The sequence below is a fragment of the Pseudomonas tensinigenes genome (genome assembly GCF_014268445.2).
Taxonomy (GTDB): domain Bacteria; phylum Pseudomonadota; class Gammaproteobacteria; order Pseudomonadales; family Pseudomonadaceae; genus Aquipseudomonas; species Aquipseudomonas tensinigenes.
In genome coordinates, this window is record NZ_CP077089.1 from 1,335,671 (window position 1) to 1,358,680 (window position 23,010).

At 59.8% G+C, this 23,010-nt stretch carries 21 protein-coding genes; 12 read left to right on the plus strand and 9 right to left on the minus strand.

What is annotated here, in order from left to right; translation table 11 throughout:
* Nucleotides 1-142: 142 nt before the first annotated feature.
* The 6 genes from HU718_RS05760 (at nucleotide 143) to HU718_RS05785 (ending at nucleotide 6,552) form a co-directional block, all read left to right on the plus strand.
* Entirely contained in the window at nucleotides 143-448 is a 306-nt protein-coding gene (locus tag HU718_RS05760) for a DUF3649 domain-containing protein (protein ID WP_016986986.1), read from the plus strand.
* Entirely contained in the window at nucleotides 445-2,031 is a 1,587-nt protein-coding gene (locus HU718_RS05765; RefSeq protein WP_186616530.1) for a PepSY-associated TM helix domain-containing protein, read from the plus strand. Before HU718_RS05760 ends, HU718_RS05765 begins: the two co-directional genes overlap by 4 nt.
* Nucleotides 2,031-2,357 (plus strand): DUF3325 domain-containing protein, encoded by a 327-nt coding sequence (locus HU718_RS05770; RefSeq protein WP_186616529.1) that lies wholly within the window; start codon nucleotides 2,031-2,033, stop codon nucleotides 2,355-2,357. Before HU718_RS05765 ends, HU718_RS05770 begins: the two co-directional genes overlap by 1 nt.
* A gap of 1 nt (nucleotide 2,358) precedes the next feature.
* Entirely contained in the window at nucleotides 2,359-2,925 is a 567-nt protein-coding gene (locus HU718_RS05775) for an RNA polymerase sigma factor (protein WP_186616528.1), read from the plus strand.
* The gene (locus HU718_RS05780) at nucleotides 2,922-3,911 is read left to right on the plus strand and encodes a FecR family protein (protein WP_186616527.1); all 990 of its coding nucleotides are present in this window, start codon (nucleotides 2,922-2,924) and stop codon (nucleotides 3,909-3,911) included. Before HU718_RS05775 ends, HU718_RS05780 begins: the two co-directional genes overlap by 4 nt.
* Nucleotides 3,912-4,122: 211 nt before the next feature.
* Nucleotides 4,123-6,552, plus strand: coding sequence for a TonB-dependent siderophore receptor (locus HU718_RS05785; protein ID WP_186616526.1), 2,430 nt, complete (start codon nucleotides 4,123-4,125; stop codon nucleotides 6,550-6,552).
* Nucleotides 6,553-6,752: 200 nt separating this feature from the next.
* Here HU718_RS05785 and HU718_RS05790 read toward each other — a convergent pair whose 3' ends face one another.
* Complete coding sequence (locus HU718_RS05790; RefSeq protein WP_186616525.1) at nucleotides 6,753-7,628, minus strand: AraC family transcriptional regulator; 876 nt, start codon at nucleotides 7,626-7,628, stop codon at nucleotides 6,753-6,755.
* Nucleotides 7,629-7,767: 139 nt separating this feature from the next.
* Here HU718_RS05790 and HU718_RS05795 point away from each other — a divergent pair, with 139 nt between their 5' ends.
* Entirely contained in the window at nucleotides 7,768-8,670 is a 903-nt protein-coding gene (locus HU718_RS05795) for a DMT family transporter (RefSeq protein WP_186616524.1), read from the plus strand.
* A 19-nt stretch (nucleotides 8,671-8,689) separates the two neighbouring features.
* On the opposite strand, the gene HU718_RS05800 is transcribed toward HU718_RS05795, so the two are convergent.
* The 4 genes from HU718_RS05800 to HU718_RS05815 form a co-directional block, all read right to left on the minus strand.
* Nucleotides 8,690-9,199, minus strand: a complete 510-nt coding sequence (locus tag HU718_RS05800; RefSeq protein ID WP_077571198.1) for a DUF2165 domain-containing protein — start codon at nucleotides 9,197-9,199, stop codon at nucleotides 8,690-8,692.
* Between the two features lie 147 nt (nucleotides 9,200-9,346).
* The gene (locus HU718_RS05805) at nucleotides 9,347-10,321 is read right to left on the minus strand and encodes a 2-hydroxyacid dehydrogenase (protein ID WP_116029528.1); all 975 of its coding nucleotides are present in this window, start codon (nucleotides 10,319-10,321) and stop codon (nucleotides 9,347-9,349) included.
* 958 nt (nucleotides 10,322-11,279) lie between these two features.
* Nucleotides 11,280-11,654, minus strand: coding sequence for a DUF6124 family protein (locus HU718_RS05810; protein WP_077571200.1), 375 nt, complete (start codon nucleotides 11,652-11,654; stop codon nucleotides 11,280-11,282).
* A gap of 407 nt (nucleotides 11,655-12,061) precedes the next feature.
* Complete coding sequence (locus HU718_RS05815) at nucleotides 12,062-13,030, minus strand: LysR family transcriptional regulator (RefSeq protein WP_007914118.1); 969 nt, start codon at nucleotides 13,028-13,030, stop codon at nucleotides 12,062-12,064.
* 275 nt (nucleotides 13,031-13,305) lie between these two features.
* Between HU718_RS05815 and HU718_RS05820 the strand changes: the two genes are divergently transcribed.
* The 5 genes from HU718_RS05820 to HU718_RS05840 all read left to right on the plus strand — a co-directional run bounded on the left by HU718_RS05820 (nucleotide 13,306) and on the right by HU718_RS05840 (nucleotide 19,172).
* A complete protein-coding gene (locus HU718_RS05820) occupies nucleotides 13,306-14,805 on the plus strand; it encodes an efflux transporter outer membrane subunit (protein ID WP_186612376.1) in 1,500 nt (499 codons plus the stop codon).
* Nucleotides 14,806-14,947: 142 nt separating this feature from the next.
* Nucleotides 14,948-17,140 carry an FUSC family protein gene (locus HU718_RS05825; RefSeq protein WP_186612377.1) on the plus strand — a complete coding sequence of 731 codons (2,193 nt, stop codon included), beginning with the start codon at nucleotides 14,948-14,950 and terminating at the stop codon, nucleotides 17,138-17,140.
* Nucleotides 17,130-17,330 (plus strand): DUF1656 domain-containing protein, encoded by a 201-nt coding sequence (locus HU718_RS05830; RefSeq protein WP_007914106.1) that lies wholly within the window; start codon nucleotides 17,130-17,132, stop codon nucleotides 17,328-17,330. Before HU718_RS05825 ends, HU718_RS05830 begins: the two co-directional genes overlap by 11 nt.
* 10 nt (nucleotides 17,331-17,340) lie before the next feature.
* Complete coding sequence (locus tag HU718_RS05835; protein ID WP_095119399.1) at nucleotides 17,341-18,198, plus strand: efflux RND transporter periplasmic adaptor subunit; 858 nt, start codon at nucleotides 17,341-17,343, stop codon at nucleotides 18,196-18,198.
* Between the two features lie 236 nt (nucleotides 18,199-18,434).
* Nucleotides 18,435-19,172 carry a hypothetical protein gene (locus tag HU718_RS05840; RefSeq protein WP_095119398.1) on the plus strand — a complete coding sequence of 246 codons (738 nt, stop codon included), beginning with the start codon at nucleotides 18,435-18,437 and terminating at the stop codon, nucleotides 19,170-19,172.
* Nucleotides 19,173-19,233: 61 nt separating this feature from the next.
* Here HU718_RS05840 and HU718_RS05845 read toward each other — a convergent pair whose 3' ends face one another.
* The 4 genes from HU718_RS05845 to HU718_RS05860 all read right to left on the minus strand — a co-directional run bounded on the left by HU718_RS05845 (nucleotide 19,234) and on the right by HU718_RS05860 (nucleotide 23,004).
* On the minus strand, nucleotides 19,234-20,058 hold the full coding sequence (locus tag HU718_RS05845) for an SDR family oxidoreductase (protein WP_186612378.1): 825 nt from the start codon (nucleotides 20,056-20,058) through the stop codon (nucleotides 19,234-19,236).
* A gap of 36 nt (nucleotides 20,059-20,094) precedes the next feature.
* On the minus strand, nucleotides 20,095-20,559 hold the full coding sequence (locus HU718_RS05850) for a multidrug transporter (protein WP_123594994.1): 465 nt from the start codon (nucleotides 20,557-20,559) through the stop codon (nucleotides 20,095-20,097).
* Between the two features lie 234 nt (nucleotides 20,560-20,793).
* Nucleotides 20,794-22,245 (minus strand): mannose-1-phosphate guanylyltransferase/mannose-6-phosphate isomerase, encoded by a 1,452-nt coding sequence (locus HU718_RS05855; protein ID WP_186612379.1) that lies wholly within the window; start codon nucleotides 22,243-22,245, stop codon nucleotides 20,794-20,796.
* 102 nt (nucleotides 22,246-22,347) lie between these two features.
* Nucleotides 22,348-23,004, minus strand: a complete 657-nt coding sequence (locus tag HU718_RS05860) for an alginate O-acetyltransferase AlgF (protein WP_007914291.1) — start codon at nucleotides 23,002-23,004, stop codon at nucleotides 22,348-22,350.
* Nucleotides 23,005-23,010 lie beyond the last annotated feature (6 nt).

A 23,010-nucleotide genomic window follows, 5' to 3' on the forward strand; every position in this document is an offset into this window, starting at 1 on the left:
GAACAAGAACTGTTCGCATTGTAAGGGGCGAAACGCTAAACCGGCAATCAGATGCTTTTGCGTATGAGAATATTTATCATTAATATTGCTCGCCTGTAAGTTCGGCTGATCGGCCGGACGTTTTTCGTTTCAGGGTCGAAACATGAAAGGCAAACTCGCCACACTTCCCATGTCCTATCGTCTGGCCGTCACTTCTCGGGTGCTGGCGGCGGTGTTTGGCGGCTATCTCGTTGCGGCGCTGGCCAGTGTCACCCTGACGCTGTGGCTGCCGTTGAGTCGCGCCGAAGCGGTGGTGACCGGCATGACTATTTCCTTTCTGGTCTATCTGGTGGCGGTGCTGTGGTGTTTCGCCTGCCGTACGGCGTGGTCAGCCTGGGTCGGTTTGCTGGTGCCGAGCGTGATTCTGGCAACCATCTCCGGCGCAGCACGCGGATTGGGCCTGGCATGAAAGAGGGCTTTCGTCAGGCGATGGCCTGGCTGCACACCTGGGCCGGACTGCTGTTCGGCTGGTTGCTGTTCGCGATTTTTCTGACCGGGACGCTGGCCTATTTCAAGGATGAGATCAGCCACTGGATGCAGCCGGAAATCCCCGCGCGATCGGTGACTGCCGAAACCAGCCTGACGCTGGCCCAGGATTATCTGCAGCAACACGCGGCGGGCGCGTCACGCTGGCTCATCGATTTGCCCGATGCCCGTGATCCCGGCCTGACCGTGCGTTGGCAGCAAGCACCGGCAAAACCGGGTGAGCGCGGACGTTTCGAAGCGAAAACCCTTGATGCGCAAACCGGCGCCGAAGTGCAGGGCCGCGACAGCATGGGCGGCGAGTTCTTTTATCGCTTCCACTTTCAGCTGCAAATGCCTTACCCGTGGGGCCGTTGGCTGTCGACCATCGCCGCGATGGTGATGTTTGTCGCGCTGATCAGCGGGATCATCACCCACAAGAAAATCTTCAAGGACTTCTTCACCTTCCGCCCGCGCAAGGGTCAGCGCTCCTGGCTCGACGGGCATAACGCGGTCGGCGTATTGGTGTTGCCGTTTCACTTGATGATCACTTACAGCAGCCTGGTGATTTTCATGTCGATGGTCATGCCGGCGAGCATCGTCGCGTCGTATGGCAGTGACGTGCGCACGTTCTATGACGAAGTTTTCCCCGCTTCGAAGACCCCGGAGCGCGCCGATGTAGCGGCACCGTTGGCGGCCATGGCGCCGCTGTTGAGCAAGGCCAGCGAGCAATGGTCGGGCGGCCATACGGCGCGTCTGTCGGTGAGCAATCCGGGGGATGCCAATGCCACGGTGGTGCTGTCCCGTGCGGGGGATCGTGTGGTGCATGATTTCGGCCGCGCCGTGACCTTCAACGGTGTGACCGGGCAGATGCTCGGCAGCACACCGGAGCAACCGCTGGCGATGGCGGTGGGGGGCGCGTTCTATGGTTTGCACATGGGCCACTTCGCCGGGCCGCTCTTGCGCTGGCTGTATTTCATCTGTGGGCTGGCCGGCACCGCGATGATCGGCACCGGGCTGGTGATCTGGCTCGGCAAGCGTCAGCTCAAACACGCCAAGAGCGGCGTGATGCCGTTTGAATTGCGGCTGGTCGAAGTGCTGAACATTGCCAGTATGGCCGGGCTGGTGTCGGCGGTGGCGGTGTTCTTCCTGGCCAATCGTCTGTTGCCGGTGAGCCTTGCCGGGCGTGCCGATTGGGAGGTGAACGCATTCTTTATTGCCTGGGGCTTGAGCGTGGCACACGCGATGTTGCGGCCGGGGCGCAAAGCCTGGATTGAACAGCTTGTGCTCGGTGCCGCGCTGTTTGTCGCGGTGCCGCTGATCAATGCGCTGACCACCCCTTGGAACCTCGGCGTGGCTTTGATGCAGAGCGATTGGGCGTTGGCCGGTTTTGATCTGACCTGCCTCGCCACAGGTCTGTTTCTGGCGTGGGCCGCATGGAAAATGCAGCGCGCCGGCAGCACCGTCAGCGTTAAAAAGCCACGTCGCGAAACGCCTTGGCCGATCACTCTTGAGCAAGGGGCTAACTGATGCTGCTGGCACTGTTGCTCACATACGCCGGATTCACCGCGTTGTGCCTGTCGATGCCTCGGCACCACGATGAATTGCTCAGCCGCAAGTCTTCCACGCGTCGCCGTCAGGGCCTGAAACTGGCCGGGTGGTTTTTGTTGGGCTTGTCGCTGTGGGCCGCCGTTTCTGCCAATGGCTGGAGCTTCGGTCTGGTCGACTGGTTCGCCGTGCTGATGCTCAGCGCCCTGGCGTTGGTATTGCTGCTGCCGTATCGCCCGCGTTTCGCATTGGCACTGGCCGGTGTCAGTCTGCTGGCCAGCCCGGTCGCCGCATGGGCGCAGTGCTGAAGTGCTGATCGATCATCCGCCGGAATCGCGCGACGACGAGCCGCGCGGGGCGCGTGCGCATTTTCTTCAGGTGTTTTTGTCCCAGCGTTCGCAAATGGAAGCGCTGGTGAGCCGGCGCGTCGGTTGCCGGGCGACGGCGGCGGATCTGGTGCAGGATCTGTTTCTGCGTTTCTGGCGGCGACCGCTGGTGCAGGTCGAAGAACTCAGCACCTATCTTTTGCGCTGCGCCGGCAACATCGCCATCGACCATCTTCGCAGCGAAGGCACGCGCACGCGCGTCAACGAGGGTTGGCAACCGGACGCGCCGGACAGCCACGGCAGCGAACCGCAAGCGGCGCTGGAAGCGGGCAATGATCTGAAGCATGTCGAAGCAGCGTTGCGTGCGTTGCCCGAGCGTACCCGGCAGATCTTTTTGCTCAATCGCATCCACGGCCGCAAGTACGCGGAAATCGCCAAAGCCATGGGCCTGTCACAAAGTGCCGTGGAAAAACATATGATGCGCGCCCTCGAGGCCTGCAAGGCCAGCCTGCGCGAACCCGCGCCACGCCTGCCAGGGAAAGCACCGTGAAGCCATCCGACTCCATCACCCCAACGCCCGCTCAGGAGCAGGCCGCGTTTGCCTGGTTGAGCCTGCTGCATGACCGGCCGAGCGCGGGTGATCAACTGACCTTCAGCCAATGGCTGCGTGCCGATCCTGCGCATGCCGAGGCGTATGCGCAGGCGCAAGTGCTCTGGGAACTGAGCGAAGGCCCGGCGCGAACGCTGGCCGATGAAGAGGCTGTGGCGTTGCAGGGCTATCTCGATGCGATGGATCGCCCGCGTCGTCCAGCGCTGTTGCAATGGTCGGGGGCGCTGGCGATGGCGGCGTGTCTGTTGTTGATGGTCAGCCTCGGCACCGGCTGGCAGCCGCAGCGCTGGATCGATGATCTGGGCGCGGATTACGTTTCAGCGCCGGGGGAAATACGCACCGTGACCTTGGCTGATCAATCGCAAGTAACGCTGGATGCTGACAGTGCGATTGCCGTGGATTTCAGCCGTGGCGAGCGGCATGTCCAGTTGCGTCGCGGTGCCGGATTTTTCACGGTGACGCACACCGGCGAGCCGTTTGTGGTCGAGGCCGAGAAAGGTCAGGCGCGGGTGCTCGGCACGCAATTCGAAGTGCGACTGCAACCGCATGGCGCACAGGTGACGGTGTTGTCCGGGCGCGTTGGGGTGACGGCGGATCGTGGTGGTGAACAGCAGATTCTCAGCGCCGGCCAGCAAGTTGCTTATGCTGAAGGCACGGCAGAAAAACTCCATGCGGTGGACAGTGAGGCGCAGTTGGCCTGGCGTCAGGGCTGGCTGACTTACTACAAGTCGACGCTGGCCGATGTGGTGGAGGATCTGCGCCGTTACTACCCGGGACGGATTGTGTTGCTCAACGATGAGCTGGCGGCGCGCAAGGTCAGTGGCAGTTTTCCGAGCAAGGATCCGCAGGCGGTGCTCAGTTCCCTGCAAGGGGTGATGGGGTTTGAGCAGCATCAGGTGTTGGGGCATCTGATAATTTTGCGTTGAGGCTTATGGCCTCTTCGCGAGCAGGCTCGCTCCCACAGGTAACGCATTCCAAAATGTGGGAGCGAGCCTGCTCGCGAAGGCGTCGGCCGAAACAACACACCTGCAAAAATATTTTCAGATTTGTGGTGAGGTAAACCCGAGCCCAATCCGTGTAGTGACTGAAACTGCGATTCATTCGCATCCGTTGCGTTTCTACACAGGTCATTGAGCAATGAAGTCCAGGGCAAAATCGGGTTCGGTCAAACAGTGGTTGGGCGTGTCGGCACTGAGTTTGTCGGCATTGGCATTGCTGCCGAAAAGCGTGTCTCTGGCCGCTGAAACCGTCAGCAGCCAGGCGCAAAAGCAGTTCAATTTTTCCCTGGCCGCCAAACCGCTGCCGCAAGCCTTGAGCGACTTCAGCCGCGTCACCGGGCAGAGCGTGGTCTACACCGACGAAGCGCCGTACGGCCTCACCGCACCGGCCGTCAATGGCCAGATGAGTGCCGAACAGGCCCTGCAACGTCTGCTCAGCGGTTCCGGCCTCAACTTCCGTCGCACCGATAGTCACACGCTGGCACTGGAACCCAAACCCACCGAAGGCGCGTTGAACCTCGGCGCCACCACCATCACCTCGACCCGCGACGAGTCGATGAGTTACCAACCACCGGAAACCAGTTCGGTGATGCGTTCCTCAGCGTCGTTGCAGGAAGTCCCGCAGACCATCAACGTCATCCCGGCGCAAGTGATCCGCGATCAGGCGCCGCGCAATCTGGATGACGCGCTGGCCAATGTCAGCGGCATTACCCAAGGCAACACCTTGGGCAGCACGCAGGATTCGGTGATGACCCGCGGTTTCGGTGACAACCGCAACGGCTCGATCATGCGCGACGGCATGCCGATCGTGCAGGGCCGTGGCATGAACGCCACGGTTGATCGCGTCGAAGTGCTCAAAGGTCCGGCCTCTTTGCTGTACGGCATTCAAGACCCCGGTGGTGTGGTCAACATGGTCAGCAAGAAGCCCGAACTGACGCAATACAATGCGCTGACCTTGCGCGGGTCGACTTACGGCGAGGACAAGAACGGCAGCGGCGGCACCTTCGACAGCACCGGCCCGTTGGGCGATTCCGGGCTGGCCTATCGCATGGTGCTCGACCACGAAGACGAAGATTACTGGCGCAACTTCGGCACCCATCGTGAAACCCTGATCGCCCCGTCGCTGGCCTGGTTCGGCGAAAGCACCAAGCTGTTGTTCGCCTATGAACATCGCGAATTTCTCACGCCGTTCGACCGTGGCACGCTGATCGATCCGCGCACCAATCACCCGCTGGATATCTCGCGCAAGGAGCGTCTGGACGAACCGTTCAACAACATGGAAGGCCGCTCGGACCTGTATCACTTTGAAGCCGACCACGACCTCAATGACGACTGGAAAGCGCATTTCGGCTACAGCTGGAACCGCGAAACCTACGACGCCAGCCAGGTTCGTGTCACCGCCATCGACACCAAAAAAGGCACGCTGACCCGCAGCATGGACGGCACCCAGAACGCGATCAGCACCGACCGTTTCACCACCGCCAGTCTCGAAGGCAAGGTCAACGTGCTGGGCATGCAGCATGATCTGGTGTTCGGCGTCGATGACGAGTACCGCAAGATCTACCGCGAGGACTTGATCCGGCAGAAAAGCCTGACCACGTTCAGCTACCTCAATCCGGTGTATGGCCGCGAAGTCGCCGGCACGACCGTCAGCGCCCCCGACAGTGCGCAGACCGATGAACTGCGCAGCGATTCGGTGTTCATGCAGGACTCGATTCACCTCAATGACCAGTGGATTCTGGTCGCCGGCGGGCGCTTCCAGGAGTACGACCAGCACGCCGGCAAAGGCGTGCCGTTCAATGCCAACACCGACAGCAATGGGCAGAAGTGGGTGCCGCGCGCCGGTCTGGTGTACCGCTACACCGACGCCTTGTCGTTCTACGGCAGCTACACCGAATCGTTCAAACCCAACTCGACCATCGCCCCGCTGAGCGGCAGCAGCACCGTGCTCGACGGCAGCATCGCGCCGGAAGAAGCCAAGTCATGGGAGCTGGGTGCGCGCCTGGATCTGCCGGGGCGCGTCACTGGCAACATTGCGTTGTTCGACATCAAAAAACGTAATGTGCTGGTGGCCAACTCTGAAGGCCCGACGACGATTTACAGCGCGGCCGGCGAGGTGCGTTCGCGCGGTCTGGAAATGGACCTGACCGGGCAGTTGAGCGATCACTGGAGCATGATCGGCAGCTACGCCTACACCGATGCCGAAGTGACCGAAGACCCGGACTACAAAGGCAAGCGCCTGCAAAACGTGGCGAAGAATTCCGGCTCGTTGTCGGCGGTGTATGACTTCGGCAGCGTGATCGGCGGCGATCAATTGCGCGTCGGCGCCGGGGCACGTTATGTCGGGGAACGTGCGGGTAACGCGGTGAATGATTTTGATCTGCCCAGCTATACCGTGGCCGATGCGTTTGCCACTTACGACACCAAAGTCGAGGGGCAGAAGGTCAAGTTTCAGCTCAATGTGAAGAACCTGTTTGATCGCACTTACTACACTTCGGCGGCGAGCCGGTTCTTTGTGTCGATGGGCGATTCGCGGCAGGTATCGCTGTCCAGCACCCTAGAGTTTTAAGGCAAGATCAGAAGCCCCTCACCCTAACCCTCTCCCGGAGGGAGAGGGGACTGACCGTGGGATATTCCAGAGGTACACCGACTTGAACGTGATGCTTTGAATCCATAATCGATTCGGTGTTTCAGGTCGATGTACAACGCCAGACAGCTCGGTCGGCTCCCTCTCCCTCCGAGAGAGGGCTGGGGTGAGGGGAAAAGGGCTCAACGCAAAAACGCCTGCCGATACTCTCCCGGCGTCCCGCCCAACACCTGCTTGAACCGATTAGTGAAATGACTGGCACTGGCAAACCCGCACGCCAGCGCAATCTCGCCCAACGGCAACGCCGTCCCGCGCAACAACTCCCGCGCGCGGCTCAAGCGCCGCGCCAGCACATATTGATGCGGCGGCAGGCCGAAACTCGTGCGAAACATTCGCGCAAAGTGGTATTCCGACAGGGCACACATCCCGGCCAGTTGCCCCAGGCTAATCGGCTCGGCCAACTGAGTGTCGATGAACTCCACCAATTGCCGACGCTGATGCGGTGCGAGCCCGCCCTTCAAACGCAAACCCTGACGTGCGCCGACCTGGCTGAGCAAGGTGTGGCTGATCAATTCATGGGCGAGGCTGCTGGTCAGCAAGCGTTCGGCGGGTTCATCCCAATTCAGCGTCAGCAACTGCCGGAAGCGTTGTGCCTGTTGTGGGTCTTCGAGGAAGGTCTGCTCGCGCAATTGCATCTCACGGGGTTCGCGATCCAGCAGCGTGACGCAACCGAGGGCAAATTGTTCGGCGCTGAAATACAGGTGCGCCAAGCGGATATCGCCGTTGATCACCCAGCCTGACTCGTGATCGGCCGGCAGGATGCACAGCTTGTCCGGCCCGCCTTTTTGACCGGGTTGATCGCGACGGAATGTGCCGGTACCACCGGCGATGTAGCAGGACAGGGTGTGGTGGCTCGGCGCTTCATAATCCTGCGCATCGTGGTGGTTGGTCCACAAAGCGGCAGACAAGCCGTCACCGAGCTCGGCGCTGTGCACAAGGCGTGCGTTCGGCGAGCTGTTTAACGCTTGAAAGACTTGCAGGGTATCGATGGCGGCCATGGTCGGTTCTCTTCAACGCCTTGCATCCTACTCCGTGGGCGCCGCGCTGCCAGCCTGCCGCCAGACAAAAGCGCAAGAATCTGCAAGCGCGCAACGCCCGCCCGGGCAGACACTCAAGGCCTATCGAGGAGTGTGTGCCATGAACCTGTCGTTGTATTTGCTGACCGTGCTGATCTGGGGCACCACGTGGATTGCCCTGAAATGGCAACTGGGCGTGGTGGCAATTCCGGTGTCGATCGTCTATCGCTTCGGCCTCGCCGCGTTGGTGCTGTTTGTGCTGTTGCTGCTCAGCCGGCGCCTGCAACCGATGAACCGCCGTGGGCATTTGATCTGCGTGGCGCAGGGGTTGTGTCTGTTCTGCGTCAACTTCATGTGCTTCCTGACCGCCAGTCAGTGGATCCCCAGCGGTCTGGTTGCAGTGGTGTTCTCTACTGCGACGTTGTGGAACGCGCTGAATGCGCGAGTGTTCTTTGGCCAGCGCATCGCACGCAATGTGCTGATGGGCGGTGCGCTTGGGTTGTTTGGGTTGGGCATGTTGTTCTGGCCGGAATTGGCCGGGCATCAGGCCAGCCCGCAAACCTTGCTCGGTCTGGGCCTGGCGTTGTGCGGCACCTTGTGTTTCTCGGCGGGCAACATGCTTTCGAGTCTGCAGCAGAAGGCCGGTCTCAGACCGCTGACCACCAACGCCTGGGGCATGGCCTATGGGGCGGCGATGTTGTCGGTGTGGTGCCTGGTCAAGGGCATTCCGTTCGACATGGACTGGAGCCCGCGTTACGTCGGTGCGCTGCTGTATCTGGTAATCCCGGGTTCAGTGATCGGTTTTACTGCGTATCTGACGCTGGTCGGACGCATGGGCCCGGAGCGCGCGGCTTACTGCACCGTGCTGTTCCCGGTCGTGGCGCTGAACGTCTCGGCATTTGCTGAAGGTTATCAGTGGACAGCGCCGGCGCTGGTCGGTCTGGTGTTAGTGATGCTGGGCAACGTACTAGTGTTTCGTAAACCGAAAGCGGTGGTGGCGCCGGTACAGGGAAAGTTGGCTTGAAATAAACGAGCGCTGAACTTCAGCGCTCGACTTTCAATGTGATGTAAATCATTGCCGGGAAGATGAAGTCAACGATATGTCGCGCCCAATCCTTGGCATTCCAAGATTGCGAAGTGTCCATGTCAAACCATTCCACACCCACGGTTTGCAGGCACACGTAATAAATGAAAATGGCTGCCAATATGCCCATGATCGAGAACTTTTTTGCCTCGTGGAATATCTCTGCGGAAGCATCGATGTGGCGATATAACTGATAAGTGCCTATCAGGCACAGGACGGTATACGTGACTTCCAGCGTGATGATGAACCAGTAGATCCGGTGATGAATCATCGGTGATTCAATGGCTCGGTACTTGATGGATTCACTGGCGGTGGTGGTGTCCATACTCAGGATATGAGCCACGTAGGTGTAGTTTGAATTGTAGTCGGTAAAGTTGTGGATCATCACCAGCACGCCAAAGAAGCTGATGTAAGCCATCAATATGACTTTGCTGTAACGAATGAGTTTTTCGGTTGTCAGGGTGTTCAAGGTATTGGCTCTCCATAGCGTTTGTCGATTATTCGACAGGCAGGCAGAGCTTATAATGCTGTTGTTTAATTGGCTTTGTTGTTCAATTTCAAGTTGTGTAAGGCATAACTAACGGGCAAGTGCGATAACGCACTTGCCCGTGTTTTTTTATCCGCGCCAGACTTGCGGGTTGACCAGATCCTGCGGGCGTTCGCCGAGCAGGGCGCTGCGCAGGTTGGCCAGTGCACGATTGGCCATGGCTTCACGGGTTTCATTCGTCGCCGAGCCGATGTGCGGCAGAGTCACGGCATTGCTGAGCTGGAACAGCGGCGACTCGGCCAGAGGTTCTTTTTCGTAGACGTCGAGGCCGGCGCCGCGAATGCGCTTGGTTTGCAGGGCCTCGATCAAGGCCGGTTCATCGACGACCGGGCCACGCGATATGTTCACCAAAATGGCGTCCGGTTTCATCAGGGCCAGTTCGTGATGGCTGATCAGGTGGCGGGTCTTGTCGCTGAGCGGCACGACCAGGCAGACGAAATCGGCTTCGGCGAGCAGTTGATCGAGGCTGCGAAATTGTGCGCCGAGTTCTTGTTCCAGGTCGGTCTTGCGGCTGTTGCCGCTGTAGATGATTGGCATATTGAAGCCGAAGCGGCCACGACGGGCGACGGCGGCGCCGATGTTGCCCATGCCGACGATGCCGAGGGTTTTGCCGTGCACGTCACAGCCGAACAGCGGGGCGCCGACGCTGGCTTGCCATTGGCCGGCCTTGGTCCAGGCGTCGAGTTCGGCGACGCGGCGGGCGCTGCTCATGATCAGGGCGAAGGCGAGGTCTGCGGTGCTTTCGGTGAGCACATCCGGGGTGTTGGTGAGCATGATTCCGCGTTGGTTGAAGTAGGCGAGGTCGTAGTTGTCGTAGCCGACGGAGACGCTTGAGACCACTTCCAGTTTTGTCGCGGTTTCGAGTTGGGCCTGGCCGAGTTTGCGGCCGACGCCGATGAGGCCGTGGGCGTGGGGCAGGGCTTCGTTGAATTGGGCGTTGATGTCGCCGGCTTTTGGGTTGGGGACGATGACGTCGAATTCTTGCTGGAGGCGTTCGATCATGGGTGGGGTGATGCGGCTGAAGGCCAGGACAGTCTTTTTCATCGTTTTTGGCTCTTGTTCGGGCTTGATACCAAGCACGCTAACATTTCTGGCTTGGGGTTGTCTTGGCGGCCTCTGGGCCGACCATGTTGTGGTTGTTCGGTGTGTATATCCGTTTCTTCGGTAACGGCGGCTTAGGGTTTCGCCCTGACGGCGACTCACTTTTTTTACAAACGCCTAAAAAAAGTAAGCAAAAAAACGCTTGCTCCTACGTGCGGCCCGCTCGCTGGGGCTCGGGGTTCCTTCGCTCCGGGATCGATCCGGGCGCAGCGCCTACGGTTTGCTTCGCTGCACCTCCTCTCGCTGTGTTTGGCTTCGCCAAACGGTCGCTGCGCTCCCACGCCCGGATCAATCCCTCCACTCAGCCTTCCGACGTCGCCCGTGGATCAAGATCAAGAGCTGCAGCCGAGCTAACGCTCATCCTGTTGAGTGGTGAAGAGCACGGGTGTTCGGCTTTTGATTTGCGTTGTTGCTGCCCCTCACCCCAGCCCTCTCCCCTGGGAGAGGGAGCCGATTTGTGGTCTTATCAAGGCCGGAGTTCAACGCGGTATTGCACGTCGGCGTAACTCTCGCAATCACCTCGGTCAGTCCCCTCTCCCTCCGGGAGAGGGCTAGGGTGAGGGGCTTTTGATCTGATTCAAAATCTGAGGGTCGACTCGGTATTTCACGTCGGCGTATCTCTCGCAATCACCTCGGTCAGTCCCCTCTCCCTCCGGGAGAGGGCTAGGGTGAGGGGATTTTGATCTGTTTCAGAATCTGAGTTCGACTCGGTATTTCACGTCGGCGTATCTCTCGCAATCACCTCGGTCAGTCCCCTCTCCCTCCGGGAGAGGGCTAGGGTGAGGGGCTTTTGATCTGTTTCAGAACCTGAGTTCGACTCGGTATTTCACGTCGGCGTAACTCGCCCAAACACCACGGTCAGTCCCCTCTCCCTCCGGGAGAGGGTTAGGGTGAGGGGCTTTTAGTTGTGTGCCGGGGATTGCGGGATTTCGTGATTATCCAGCACCCGGTTCACCGCCAGTTCGGCAAGCATGATGATCTGCTGAATCGCCAGAATCGTCCGCCGTTGCGGCAGGTCGATGTAGGCGGCGATGTCGCTGGTCATCAGGCTGGCCTGTGCCAGTGATTCGCAGGCGTGGACCAGCAGGCTTTCGCTGTCCTGTTCCGGGGCGACCTGGAACATGGTGCTCGGTTTGTGGAAGCGCAGGGTGAGGGCGTTGGGTTTGAGGTAGTGATCGAGGGCGCGTTCGGCGGCTTCGTGGAATTTCTTTGAGCCGGGGAATTCGTAGGGGGTAGTGTCGTCGGTTTCGGGTGGATTAGGTGTTGGTTTGAACATGGCAAAGATCCTTTTAAGAAAATGGAGCTGCCACTTTTCGTTTTCCAGACGAAGAGGGTGGCAGCTGTACGCGGACTGGAAAAACCGGCAAAAGGATCAACCCCGGCAGACCCGAAGGTCTCCCACGTACAGCCGCCATAACAAAACTTCGGCGCCGAAAAAGCGCGGCATTATGTCATGTGCTGTGATCCTGCGGGTTTTCCAGACCCGGTCGCTGATGCGTCAGCGACACCCAAATCCTAGCCACCGCACTTCCGACGGACAACCGTCAAAACCTGTCGGAAAGATCCGCGAAACCCTGATTTCTGTAGGCTCTGCCGTAGGCTGCGATCTTTTGATTTTTAAACATCAAGATCAAAAGATCGCAGCCTGCGGCAGCTCCTACACGTTTCGTGGTGTGTTGAAAATCAGTTAGCGACGCGCGCGCCGGCGAGGCTGCCGCTCAGTTCGTAGGCGGCCAATTCCGCCTGGTGCGCCGCCAGAATCTCCGGCAACGACCCACGCAGATACTCGACCCACGTCTTGATCTTCGCATCCAGATATTGCCGCGACGGGTAGATCGCATACAGGTTCAGCTCTTGCGAGCGGTAGTTCGGCATGACCCGCACCAGTGTGCCGTTACGCAAACCTTCGATCGCCGCATACACCGGCAGCACGCCCACGCCCATGCCGCTGGTGATCGCGGTTTTCATCGCGTCGGCGGAGTTCACCAGAAACGGCGAACTGTTGATGGTGACCATTTCCTGGCCTTCCGGGCCGTCGAAGGCCCACTTCTCCAACGGAATCACCGGGCTGACCAGGCGCAGGCAGGCGTGGTTGAGCAGGTCGCTGGGCTTTTGCGCGGCGCCGTTGGCTTTCACGTAGGCCGGCGAGGCGCAGACGATGCTGTAGGTGATGCCCAGCCGTTGCGAGACGAAACCCGAATCCGGCAGTTCGCTGGCGAGCACGATGGACACGTCGTAGCCCTCGTCGAGCAGGTCTGGCACGCGGTTGGCCAGGGTCAGGTCGAAGGTCACGTCGGGGTGGGTCTTGCGGTAGCGGGCGATGGCGTCGATGACGAAGTGCTGGCCGATGCCGGTCATGGTGTGCACTTTCAATTGCCCGGCCGGGCGCGCGTGGGCGTCGCTGGCTTCGGCTTCGGCTTCTTCGACGTAGGCCAGAATCTGTTCGCAGCGCAGCAGGTAGCGTTTGCCCGCTTCGGTGAGGGCGATGCGCCGCGTGGTGCGGTTGAGCAAGCGGGTTTGCAGGTGGGCTTCCAGGTTGGAGACCGCGCGCGATACGTTGGCGGTGGTGGTGTCGAGTTGCACGGCGGCGGCGGTGAAGCTGCCGGCTTCGGCCACGCAACTGAAGGCGCGCATGTTTTGCAAAGTGTCCATGGGGTGCTCTCAAGGGAGATGGCAAATTGTGACACGAAGTTTCCGGGGCGAGACCCCCGACTTAGGGATTATCTCGTTAACCGTAACAAAGATTCACAGAAATCCCAGCTTATCGCCGTACAGGGCCTTCCATAGAATTGCGCCGATCCCTGTAGGAGCTGCCGCAGGCTGCGATCTTTTGATTTTGTTTTAAGGGAATCAAGATCAAAGGATCGCAGCCTGCGGCAGTTCCTGCACGGGTCCTCGATCTACCCCTCTCTCAGGAATTCGCAGCTGTGCCGCGTCGCATCAACAGAGCGCTTTTGCCGCTCAGTGTTCTGGCTTTTACCCTGGGTCTTGGCGGCTGCATCTCAACGGACGGAATTGCTCCACAGGGCAAGGCGCTGGAGGCCAATTCACTGGCCACCGACGACGCCATCGCCCACGCCGCCCGTGACGCCAATTGGCCCACCGCGCAATGGTGGCAAGCCTACGGCGACCCACAACTCAATCGCTGGATCGACCTCGCCGTGCAGGGCAGCCCGAGCATGGCCATGGCCGCCGCACGAGTCCGCCAAGCCAAAGCCATGGCCGGCGTCGCCGAGGCGGCTGAGTCGTTGCAGATCAATGGCGAGTCGACCCTCAAACGCCACAACTGGCCGACCGATCAGTTCTATGGCCCTGGCGAGCTGGCCAACACCACCACCTGGGACAACAACGCTGCGCTGGGTTTCAGCTACGCCCTCGACCTCTGGGGCCGTGAAAGCAATGCCAGCGAGCGGGCAGTGGATCTGGCGCACATGAGTGCGGCCGAGGCGCGATTGGCGCAGCTCGAATTGCAGAACAACATCGTCCGCGCCTACATCGAACTGTCGCTGCATTACGCCCAGCGCGACATCGTCGGCGCGACGCTCAAACAGCAACAGCAGATTCTCGATCTGGCGCAGAAGCGTTTGAATGGCGGCATTGGTACGCACTTCGAAGTCAGTCAGGCGGAAACGCCGCTGCCGGAAACCCATCGGCAAATCGATGCGCTGGATGAGGAAATTGCCCTCAGTCGCAATCAACTTGCAGCGCTGGCGGGGAAAGGGCCGGGGGAGGGCGCGCAGTTGCAGCGTCCGACCTTGTCCCTCGGTGCGGCGTTGAAACTGCCGTCGGCATTACCCGCCGAGTTGCTCGGCCAGCGTCCGGATGTGGTCGCCAGTCGCTGGCAAGTCGCGGCGCAGGCGCGTGGGATTGATGTGGCGCACGCCGGGTTTTATCCCAACGTCGATCTGGTCGGCAGCCTTGGTTACATGGCCACCGGCGGTGGCGCGCTGGAGTTTTTGACCGGCAAGAAACTCAACTACAACGTCGGCCCGGCGATCTCGCTGCCTATCTTTGACGGTGGCCGACTGCGCGCCGAGTTGGGTGAAGCCTCCGCCGGTTACGACATCGCTGTCGCGCATTACAACCAGACGCTGGTGAATGCGTTGAAGAACATTTCCGACCAGTTGATCCGCCGCGAGTCGATGGACAAGCAGCAAGGTTTTGCCGCCGAGTCGGTCGCCACGGCGCAGAAGACTTACGACATCGCGATGATCGCCTATCAACGCGGCCTCACCGATTACCTCAACGTGCTCAATGCGCAGACGTTGCTGTTCAAGCAGCAGCAAGTGCAGCAGCAGGTGCAGGCGGCACGGTTGAGTGCGCATGCCGAGTTGGTGACTGCGCTGGGCGGTGGCCTCGGTGCCGGCAACGACGTGCCGACTGCCGAGAAAACCCAGGCCCCGAAAACCCCGGTTCTCCTGCGTTGAACACACAACCCAATGTGGGAGCGAGCCTGCTCGCGAAAGCGGTTTATCAGTCGACGTCAACGTTGAATATGAAAACGCATTCGCGAGCAGGCTCGCTCCCACAGGTTCTGCGACCAGACCGAATCTCTTTGAGCACAATTAAATGACCCCCTTGCCCGCACCTCTGCGCTGGCTCTACTCCCTGGAATGGCGCCGTGGTTTTTTCGACTGGGCGCGCAGCGATGGCGTGACCTGGGTCTACATCTTCAAGGTGCTGATCGCGGCATTCCTCACCCTGTGGCTGGCCATGCGCCTGGAATTGCCGCAGCCGCGCACGGCGATGATCACCGTGTTCATCGTCATGCAGCCGCAGAGCGGCCAGGTGTTCGCCAAGAGTTTCTATCGCTTCCTCGGCACGCTGGCCGGGTCGGCGATGATGGTCACGCTGATCGCGTTGTTTGCGCAGAACACCGAACTGTTCCTCGGCTCACTGGCGATTTGGGTCGGCATCTGCTCGGCCGGTGCCGCGCGTTGCCGCAACTTCCGCGCTTACGGTTTTGTCCTCGCCGGTTACACTGCCGCGATGGTCGGTTTACCGGCATTGGCGCACCCGGACGGCGCATTCATGGCAGCGGTGTGGCGGGTGCTGGAGATCTCGCTGGGGATTCTCTGCTCGACTCTGGTCAGCGCCGCGATCCTGCCGCAAACCGCCAGCGCCGCCATGCGCAATGCCTTGTATCAGCGCTTCGGCGTGTTCGCGCTGTTCGTCACCGATGGCCTGCGCGGGCGCAGCAAAGCCGAGTCCTTTGAAGCCAGCAACGTGCGCTTCATTGCCGAAGCTGTAGGCCTTGAAGGCTTGCGCAGCGTGACCGTATTCGAAGACCCGCACATGCGTCGGCGCAACGGCCGACTGAGCCGTTTGAACAGCGAATTCATGGGCATCACCACACGCTTTAACGCCTTGCATCAGTTGCTTGAACGCTTGCGCGGCAATGGCGAAGAACATGTGGTCGCGGCGATCAGACCGGGCTTGCAGGACTTGGCCGAAGTACTCGACGGCTTCAGTGGCCGCGCCCTGACCACCCCCGATGCCGCGCGCTTGGCGACAGCGCTGGCGAGCTACAAGGAAGGCCTGCCGGCACGCGTGCGCAGCCTGCGCGCTATCTTCCAGGAAACCGAGCCGAGCGACGCCGAGCAACTGGATTTCCACACCGCTTACGAACTGCTTTATCGCTTCGTTGACGATCTGCACAGTTATGCACAGACCCACGCATCCTTGGCCGATCACCGCCACGAACGCGAGCGCTGGGACGAACCGTTCACCCCGCAAACCAACTGGTGGGCCGCCGCTGCGTCGGGCATTCGCGCTTCGTTCATTCTCATCGTGCTGGGCAGTTATTGGGTCGCTACCGCTTGGCCAAGTGGCGCGACGATGACGTTGATTGCGGCCGCCACCGTGGGCCTTTCGGCCGCCACGCCGAACCCGAAGCGCATGGCATTCCAAATGGCTTGCGGCACTTTTCTCGGTGCCCTGATCGGCTTCGTCGAGATGTTTTTCATCTTCCCGTGGATCGACGGTTTCCCGCTGCTGTGCGTGATGCTCGCGCCGGTGATCGTGCTCGGCTCATTCCTGACGTCGCGGCCGCAATACGCCGGTGTCGGCCTCGGTTTGCTGATCTTTTTCAGCACCGGTTCGGTGCCGGATAACCTGACCATCTACAACCCCTATACCTTCATCAACGACTACATCGCCATGGTCATGGGCATGCTCGTTTGCGCCGCCGCCGGGGCAATTATTCTGCCGCCGAACAGTCGCTGGTTGTGGAAGCGTCTGGAGCAGGATCTGCGTGGGCAAGTGGTTTACGCGATCAGCGGCAAACTCAAAGGCCTCGCCTCGAGTTTCGAGAGCCGCACTCGCGATTTGCTGCATCAGGCTTATGGCCTCGCCGCTGGTGAACCGAAGGTGCAGAAAAACCTGCTGCGCTGGATGTTCGTGGTGCTGGAAGTTGGCCACGCGATCATCGAGCTGCGCAAGGAGCAGGCGATCTTGCCGGTGCACCCGGCCTATGCCGAATCGCAGCCGTGGCGGCAGGCAATCCGCGTGATGGGCCGCGCGCTGGTGCGACTGTTCCTGCAACCGAACTCCAGCAATCTCGAGCGCGCACTGGTCGCGGTCGATCATGCGATCAGCCGTGTGGCGGCCACCGATGAGCCGTTCGCGCCGCACTTCGATACCTCGGCGTTGCGTCGGGTGAAGAGCTATCTGCACTTCATCCGTACCTCGTTGCTCGACCCGCAATCACCACTCGCTGCCTACGCCATCGCCAAGCCCGAAGGACTTGCCCATGCCTCGTGAAATCGCCTTCCACGGCGTGTACATGCCGACCATGACCCTGATGTTTTTCATCGCTGCGGCACTGGCCTGGGCGGTGGACCGGTTCTTGTCCGGGTTCGACCTGTACCGCTTTTTCTGGCACCCGGCGCTGCTGCGCCTGAGTCTGTTTACCTGTCTGTTCGGCGCCATGGCGCTGACTGTCTACCGTTGAGAACGATCTGATGAAAAAGTTTTTCAGCCTGCTCGCGACCCTGCTGGTGCTGGCCCTGGCGTTGTGGATCGGCCGCACGTTGTGGGAGCACTACATGAATACGCCGTGGACCCGCGATGGCCGGGTGCGCGCCGACATTATCAACGTTGCCGCCGATGTTACCGGTGAAGTGATCGACGTGCCGGTGCGTGACAACCAACTGGTCAAGAAAGGCGATTTGCTCATGCAGATCGACCCCGAGCACTACCGCATCGCAGTGAAACAGGCGCAGTCGCTGGTTGCCTCGCGCAAGTCGACCTGGGAGATGCGCAAGGTCAACGCCCATCGCCGCGCCGATCTGGACAACCTGGTGATCTCCAAGGAAAACCGCGACGACGCCAGCAACATCGCCGACGCCGCACTGGCCGATTATCAACATGCGCAAGCGCAACTGGAAGCGGCCGAACTCAACCTGAAACGCACCGAAGTGCGTGCGGCCGTCGACGGCTACGTGACCAACCTCAACGTGCATCGCGGTGATTACGCGCGTATCGGCGAGGCGAAAATGGCCGTGGTCGACATGAATTCGTTCTGGGTTTACGGCTTCTTCGAGGAGACCAAACTGCCTCACGTGAAAGTCGGTGACAAAGCCGACATGCAGTTGATGAGCGGCGAAGTCTTGAAGGGCCACGTGGAGAGCATCTCGCGCGGCATTTATGACCGCGACAACCCGGAAAGCCGCGAGCTGATCGCCGATGTGAACCCGACGTTCAACTGGGTGCGGTTGGCCCAGCGGGTGCCGGTGCGGATTCACATTGATGAAGTGCCGGAGGGCGTGCTGCTGGCGGCGGGGATTACTTGCACGGTAGTTGTTGATGGTTTGAACTAATAGCAAGCATGTCGCGAGAGGTAAGTACTTTCGCGACTTGTGCTTTTAGTTGTGCTTGTTAGTGGGTTGTTTGCTGTTTTTTGAATTGTAAGTATCCGTTGTTTTTTGGTTCCTGACTTTATTCCCGTGTTAGTGTTTTTTCGTCGTCTGGAAAAGGCGCTATCTCGTTAATTTTAATATTGCCGATTGCAATCAGGCATTGGCAGCTATTGCTTTTTAAAAGGAAGTTTTAAGTTATGGAGCTGATTGATATCAGTATGGATGATTTTGTCAGTCATATAGTCAGCGGGGAACCGGTGACATTGGGCTTTACAATGTTGACCGATGGTACGCCACCCCCCGTTGGCTCGCGTATGCAGTTTCGGGCCTACAACGGCGCGGCATTTGTGCACGCTTCGATGCCCGCCAGCGGTGCGCAGATGAGCTATTCCGAAGCGTCAAACTCCGCCACTTTGACCATTACCGAAGATCAACTTGAAGGGTGGAATCCACGGCGCACGCTGACGTTTACAACACCTGCAAACATGAATCCTTCAGAAGTGCGCGAGATGTTAGGTATTGTTTATTATCAGCCCCGATATGAGGCTGGGTACTTTTCCGTACTCGTTCAGTCGGATGGAGAACAGGCCATTTCGTCCCGACAGGTATTAGCTGCAAAATGGCAGGACACTGTGACCGGCGGCTGGATATACAGTTACGACGTTATGGTTAAAGCAAATAATCAATCGTTTGCCCAATGGAAGTTTTCAAGTGCAGGGTTGCCGGTGGGAACGAAAATTCACACCAATCCGTGGCTTGACGTCGTTCATGATGCAAAAGAAGGCATTGTCGAACTGGCTACACCACCGGGAGACAGGTATTTGCTGACCCCGGGCCAGGAAGTCGCCATTTCGATCCAGCTCTTATACCCAGCCGCATCGGGACAATCTCCAGCGTTTGAATCCTTGCCTAATCTGATGGCCTTCCCGCGCTGACGCTAAGGGCAACCAGGTAGTGATGGTTTGAGCTCGCTGATGGCGAGCTCAAATCTCTGGATCAGAGCTTCCCGCGCAGCCCGAAGCGCTTCATTAACGTCGACTCCAGCAAGCCCTTGGGCAACAACGCCGCCAGCAACGGCAAAGCGCGGCTGCCGTTGCCGATGCGGATCAAGCGCGGCGGTTTGTTCTGCTGCACAGCCTTCAACAGTTCAGCAGCAAACTCCCTGGCCGGCGTCGGCTTGTCCTGCGACGCCTTGGCCCGCGCGCGAATGCCCTCACGCAGCGGAAACCACGGCGATTGTTCATTGATCAACTGCTCGGCTTCATGCCCGGCATTTTTGGCAAAACTCGATTGAATCGCCCCCGGCTGCACTTCCATCACGCGAATACCGAACGGTGCCAGTTCCATACGCAAGGCATCGCTCAACGCATGCACTGCCGCCTTCGATGCGCAATAGGCACCAGCGAACGGCGTGACCAAAATCCCGGACACACTGCCGATATTCACCACCAGTCCCTTGGCCCGGCGCAATACAGGAAACAGTGCGCGCGTAACGCCGACGATCGAAAACACATTGGTCTCGAACTGCCGTTGCATCGCCGCCACACCGCCATCGAGCAGCGGCCCCATGGCGCCATACCCCGCGTTGTTGATCAGCACATCGAGGCCGCCGTGTTGCTGGTTGATCCGCTCACCCAGTTGCTCCAGCGCCGCGCTGTCATTGACATCGAGTTGCACGGCGGTGAACCCGGCTGACGCCAGCAGCGCCACGTCTTCAGCCTTGCGCGCACTGGCCCAGACTTCGAAGCCGGCGGCTTTGAACGCATCGGCGAGGGCGCGGCCGATGCCGCTGGAACAACCGGTAATCAACGCAACGGGCATGGCGCATTCCTTGTGCAAATAGAGTGGGGAAGGGGATCAGTCGGAGAAACTACCCTGCAAGCGCTCGGCGCGAAATTCCAAGGTTTGCGGGCGATAACCGGGGCGCAGCGGTGGCATCGGCAGACAGTCTTCCCATTCGCCGCCGGCTTGCAGTTCGCCGGGGCCGCGATAGCGCGGGGCAGTGTATTGGTTGTCGGCCAGATTGACTGTGTCGCCCGGCGCATAGGCTGCGATGCGCCAGCGCAGTTCGGTCAGGGGCACGTCGTTGGCGTTTTTCATTTTCAGTTGCAGCGGACGATCAGCCGGGCATTGTTCCGGGGCGTAAGCGATACGCATCTCAAGACGCGCCAGTTGCTTGACCTCGCGGTTGTCCAGCCACACCACCCACATGGCCACAAAACCCAGGCCAATCGCCGCCGCCACCGAGACCGGCAAGGCCTTGGCCGGGTAGCGCAACAGCAGGATCAACCAGGTGATGACCAGCAGAATGCCGATGAACATGTCCACAACCTCGACGAGAGAGAGGGTCATCCTACCTAAGCGTAGGTGAGGTTGGCGATGGGCAGGGCAAAGTCAAAAGATCGCAGCCTGCGGCAGCTCCTACAGTTGGAACGCGTTTGTCCTGTAGGAGCTGCCGCAGGCTGCGATCTTCTGATTCTAAAAAAAAGCCCCCACCCAACCCGCTGCGGATAGGGGACGCAGCGGGCTGGACGAGGGCTTCTTATTGCAGATCGATCACTGCGCGATGGTTTTCACCGACACGCCGCGTTCGATCGGGGTGGAGCGGCCGTAGATATCTTCGAAGCGCTCGATATCGTCTTCACCCAAGTACGAACCCGACTGAACTTCGATGATTTCCAGCGGGATCTTGCCCGGGTTGCGCAGGCGGTGCACCGAGGCGATCGGGATGTAGGTCGACTGGTTTTCGCAGAGCAGGAACACGTTTTCATCGCAGGTCACTTCGGCAGTGCCGCTGACCACGATCCAGTGTTCGGCGCGGTGGTGGTGCATCTGCAGCGACAGGCACGCGCCCGGTTTCACCGAGATGTGCTTGACCTGGAAACGCCCGCCCATGTCCACCGAGTCGTACGAGCCCCACGGACGATAGACTTCGCAGTGGTTCTGGGTTTCGCTGCGGCCCTGCTCATTGAGCGTGTTGACCATCTGCTTGACGCCCTGAACCTTGTCTTTGTGGGCAATCATCATGGCGTCTTTGGTTTCGACCACAACGATGTTTTCCAGGCCGATCACCGACACCAGTTTGCCGTTGCCGTGGATCATGCAGTTCTTGCTGTCCTGAATCACCACATCGCCTTTGGTGACGTTGCCGTTGGCGTCTTTCGCGTTGACTTCCCACAGCGACGACCAGCAACCGACATCGCTCCAGCCAGCGGTCAACGGCACGACGCAGGCGCGCTGGGTTTTTTCCATGACGGAGTAGTCAATGGAGTTGTCCGGGCAGCAGGCGAAGGTGGCTTCGTCGAAGGTGATGGTGTCGGCGTCTTGCTGGCTGCGCTCGAGGGTCAGCAGGCAGGTGTCGTAGATGTCCGGATCGTGCTTTTTCAGCTCTTCGAGGAAGCGGCTGGCGCGGAACAGGAACATGCCGCTGTTCCAGTAGTAACCGCCGGATTCGACGTACTCGGTGGCACGTTTGACGTCAGGTTTTTCGACGAAGTGCAAAACGCGGCTGACGCCTTCGGGCAGCAGCGAATCGCCGGTGGATTTGATGTAGCCATAACCGGTTTCCGGTTTGGTCGCCGGCACGCCGAACAGGACCATTTCGCCGTTTTCGGCAGCGACGGTGGCCAGGGCGAGGGCGCGTTGCAGGGCTTTCTGGTCTTCCAGTACGTGGTCGGCCGGCAGCACCAGCATCAACTCGTCACGGCCTTCATTGACCAGCATCATCGCGGTCAGCGCCACGGCCGGCGCGGTGTTGCGGCCGAACGGTTCCATGAGGATGCGCTGGCATTCCAGTTTGCGATTGGCCAACTGCTCGTTGACGATGAAGCGGTGATCCTTGTTGCAGACCACGATCGGGGTGTCCATGCCTTCGAACACCAGACGCTCGAGGGTCTGCTGGAATAGAGTGTGTTCGCCGGTCAGGGCGAGGAACTGTTTAGGGAACTGCTTACGCGAAAGCGGCCAGAGACGCGAACCGCTACCACCTGACAAGATCACCGGAATCATATTGTTTACTCCATAAAATGCAGTTGAGAGCTGCAAGCTGCAAGTGGCGAGTTAGAAGCACTTCACTTGCAGCTTGAGGCTTGTAGCTGATAGCTCGAGCGATTAGCGAGTCGACACCGGGCGTTTTACCCAGACTGGCGACAGGCTGCTGCCGCTGCCGGTGACGTACAGCACTGCGGCTTCACCGCGCTCAAGGGCGACCGGTTTGACGTCGCCGACTTTCTTGTCACCTTCGTACAGCGCCAGGCTGACTTTCACCGGGTTGATTTCACGTTCGCCACGGCCCTTGGCTGCCACGTTCGGCACCACGTCGGTCTTGCCGTCGGCGGTCTTCAGGGTCAGCGGTTTGTCGCTGAGGTTCTGCACGCGTACCAGGGATTTCTGCTTGTTCTTGAACGGCGGCTCTTCGATCAGTTGCGGCGCGCCGGAAGCGTTGTTGACCAGGGTGTAGTAGTGGTCACCAGCCAGTTTCACCGGCAGGGTCTGGCTGCCAACTTTGGCGCTGTAATCACCGCCCGGCATGAAGCTGAAGTCACTGCTGGCCAGTGGCGCAACGTCGCTCAGGTTGGTGCTGCCGACAGTCGCGCTGACTTCAGCGTTGCTGGCGTTGTAGACACGCACAAAGGTCGAGCCTTTCGGTGCGGTCGGGCCGTACAGCGCGGCGTCGCCACCGGCGAAGGCAGGGACGGAAAGCACGCTGAGGCCAGCAACCAGTGCGAAGCTTTTAGCGAGACGACGAGGAGTAGTCGTGAAAGTCATGGTGTA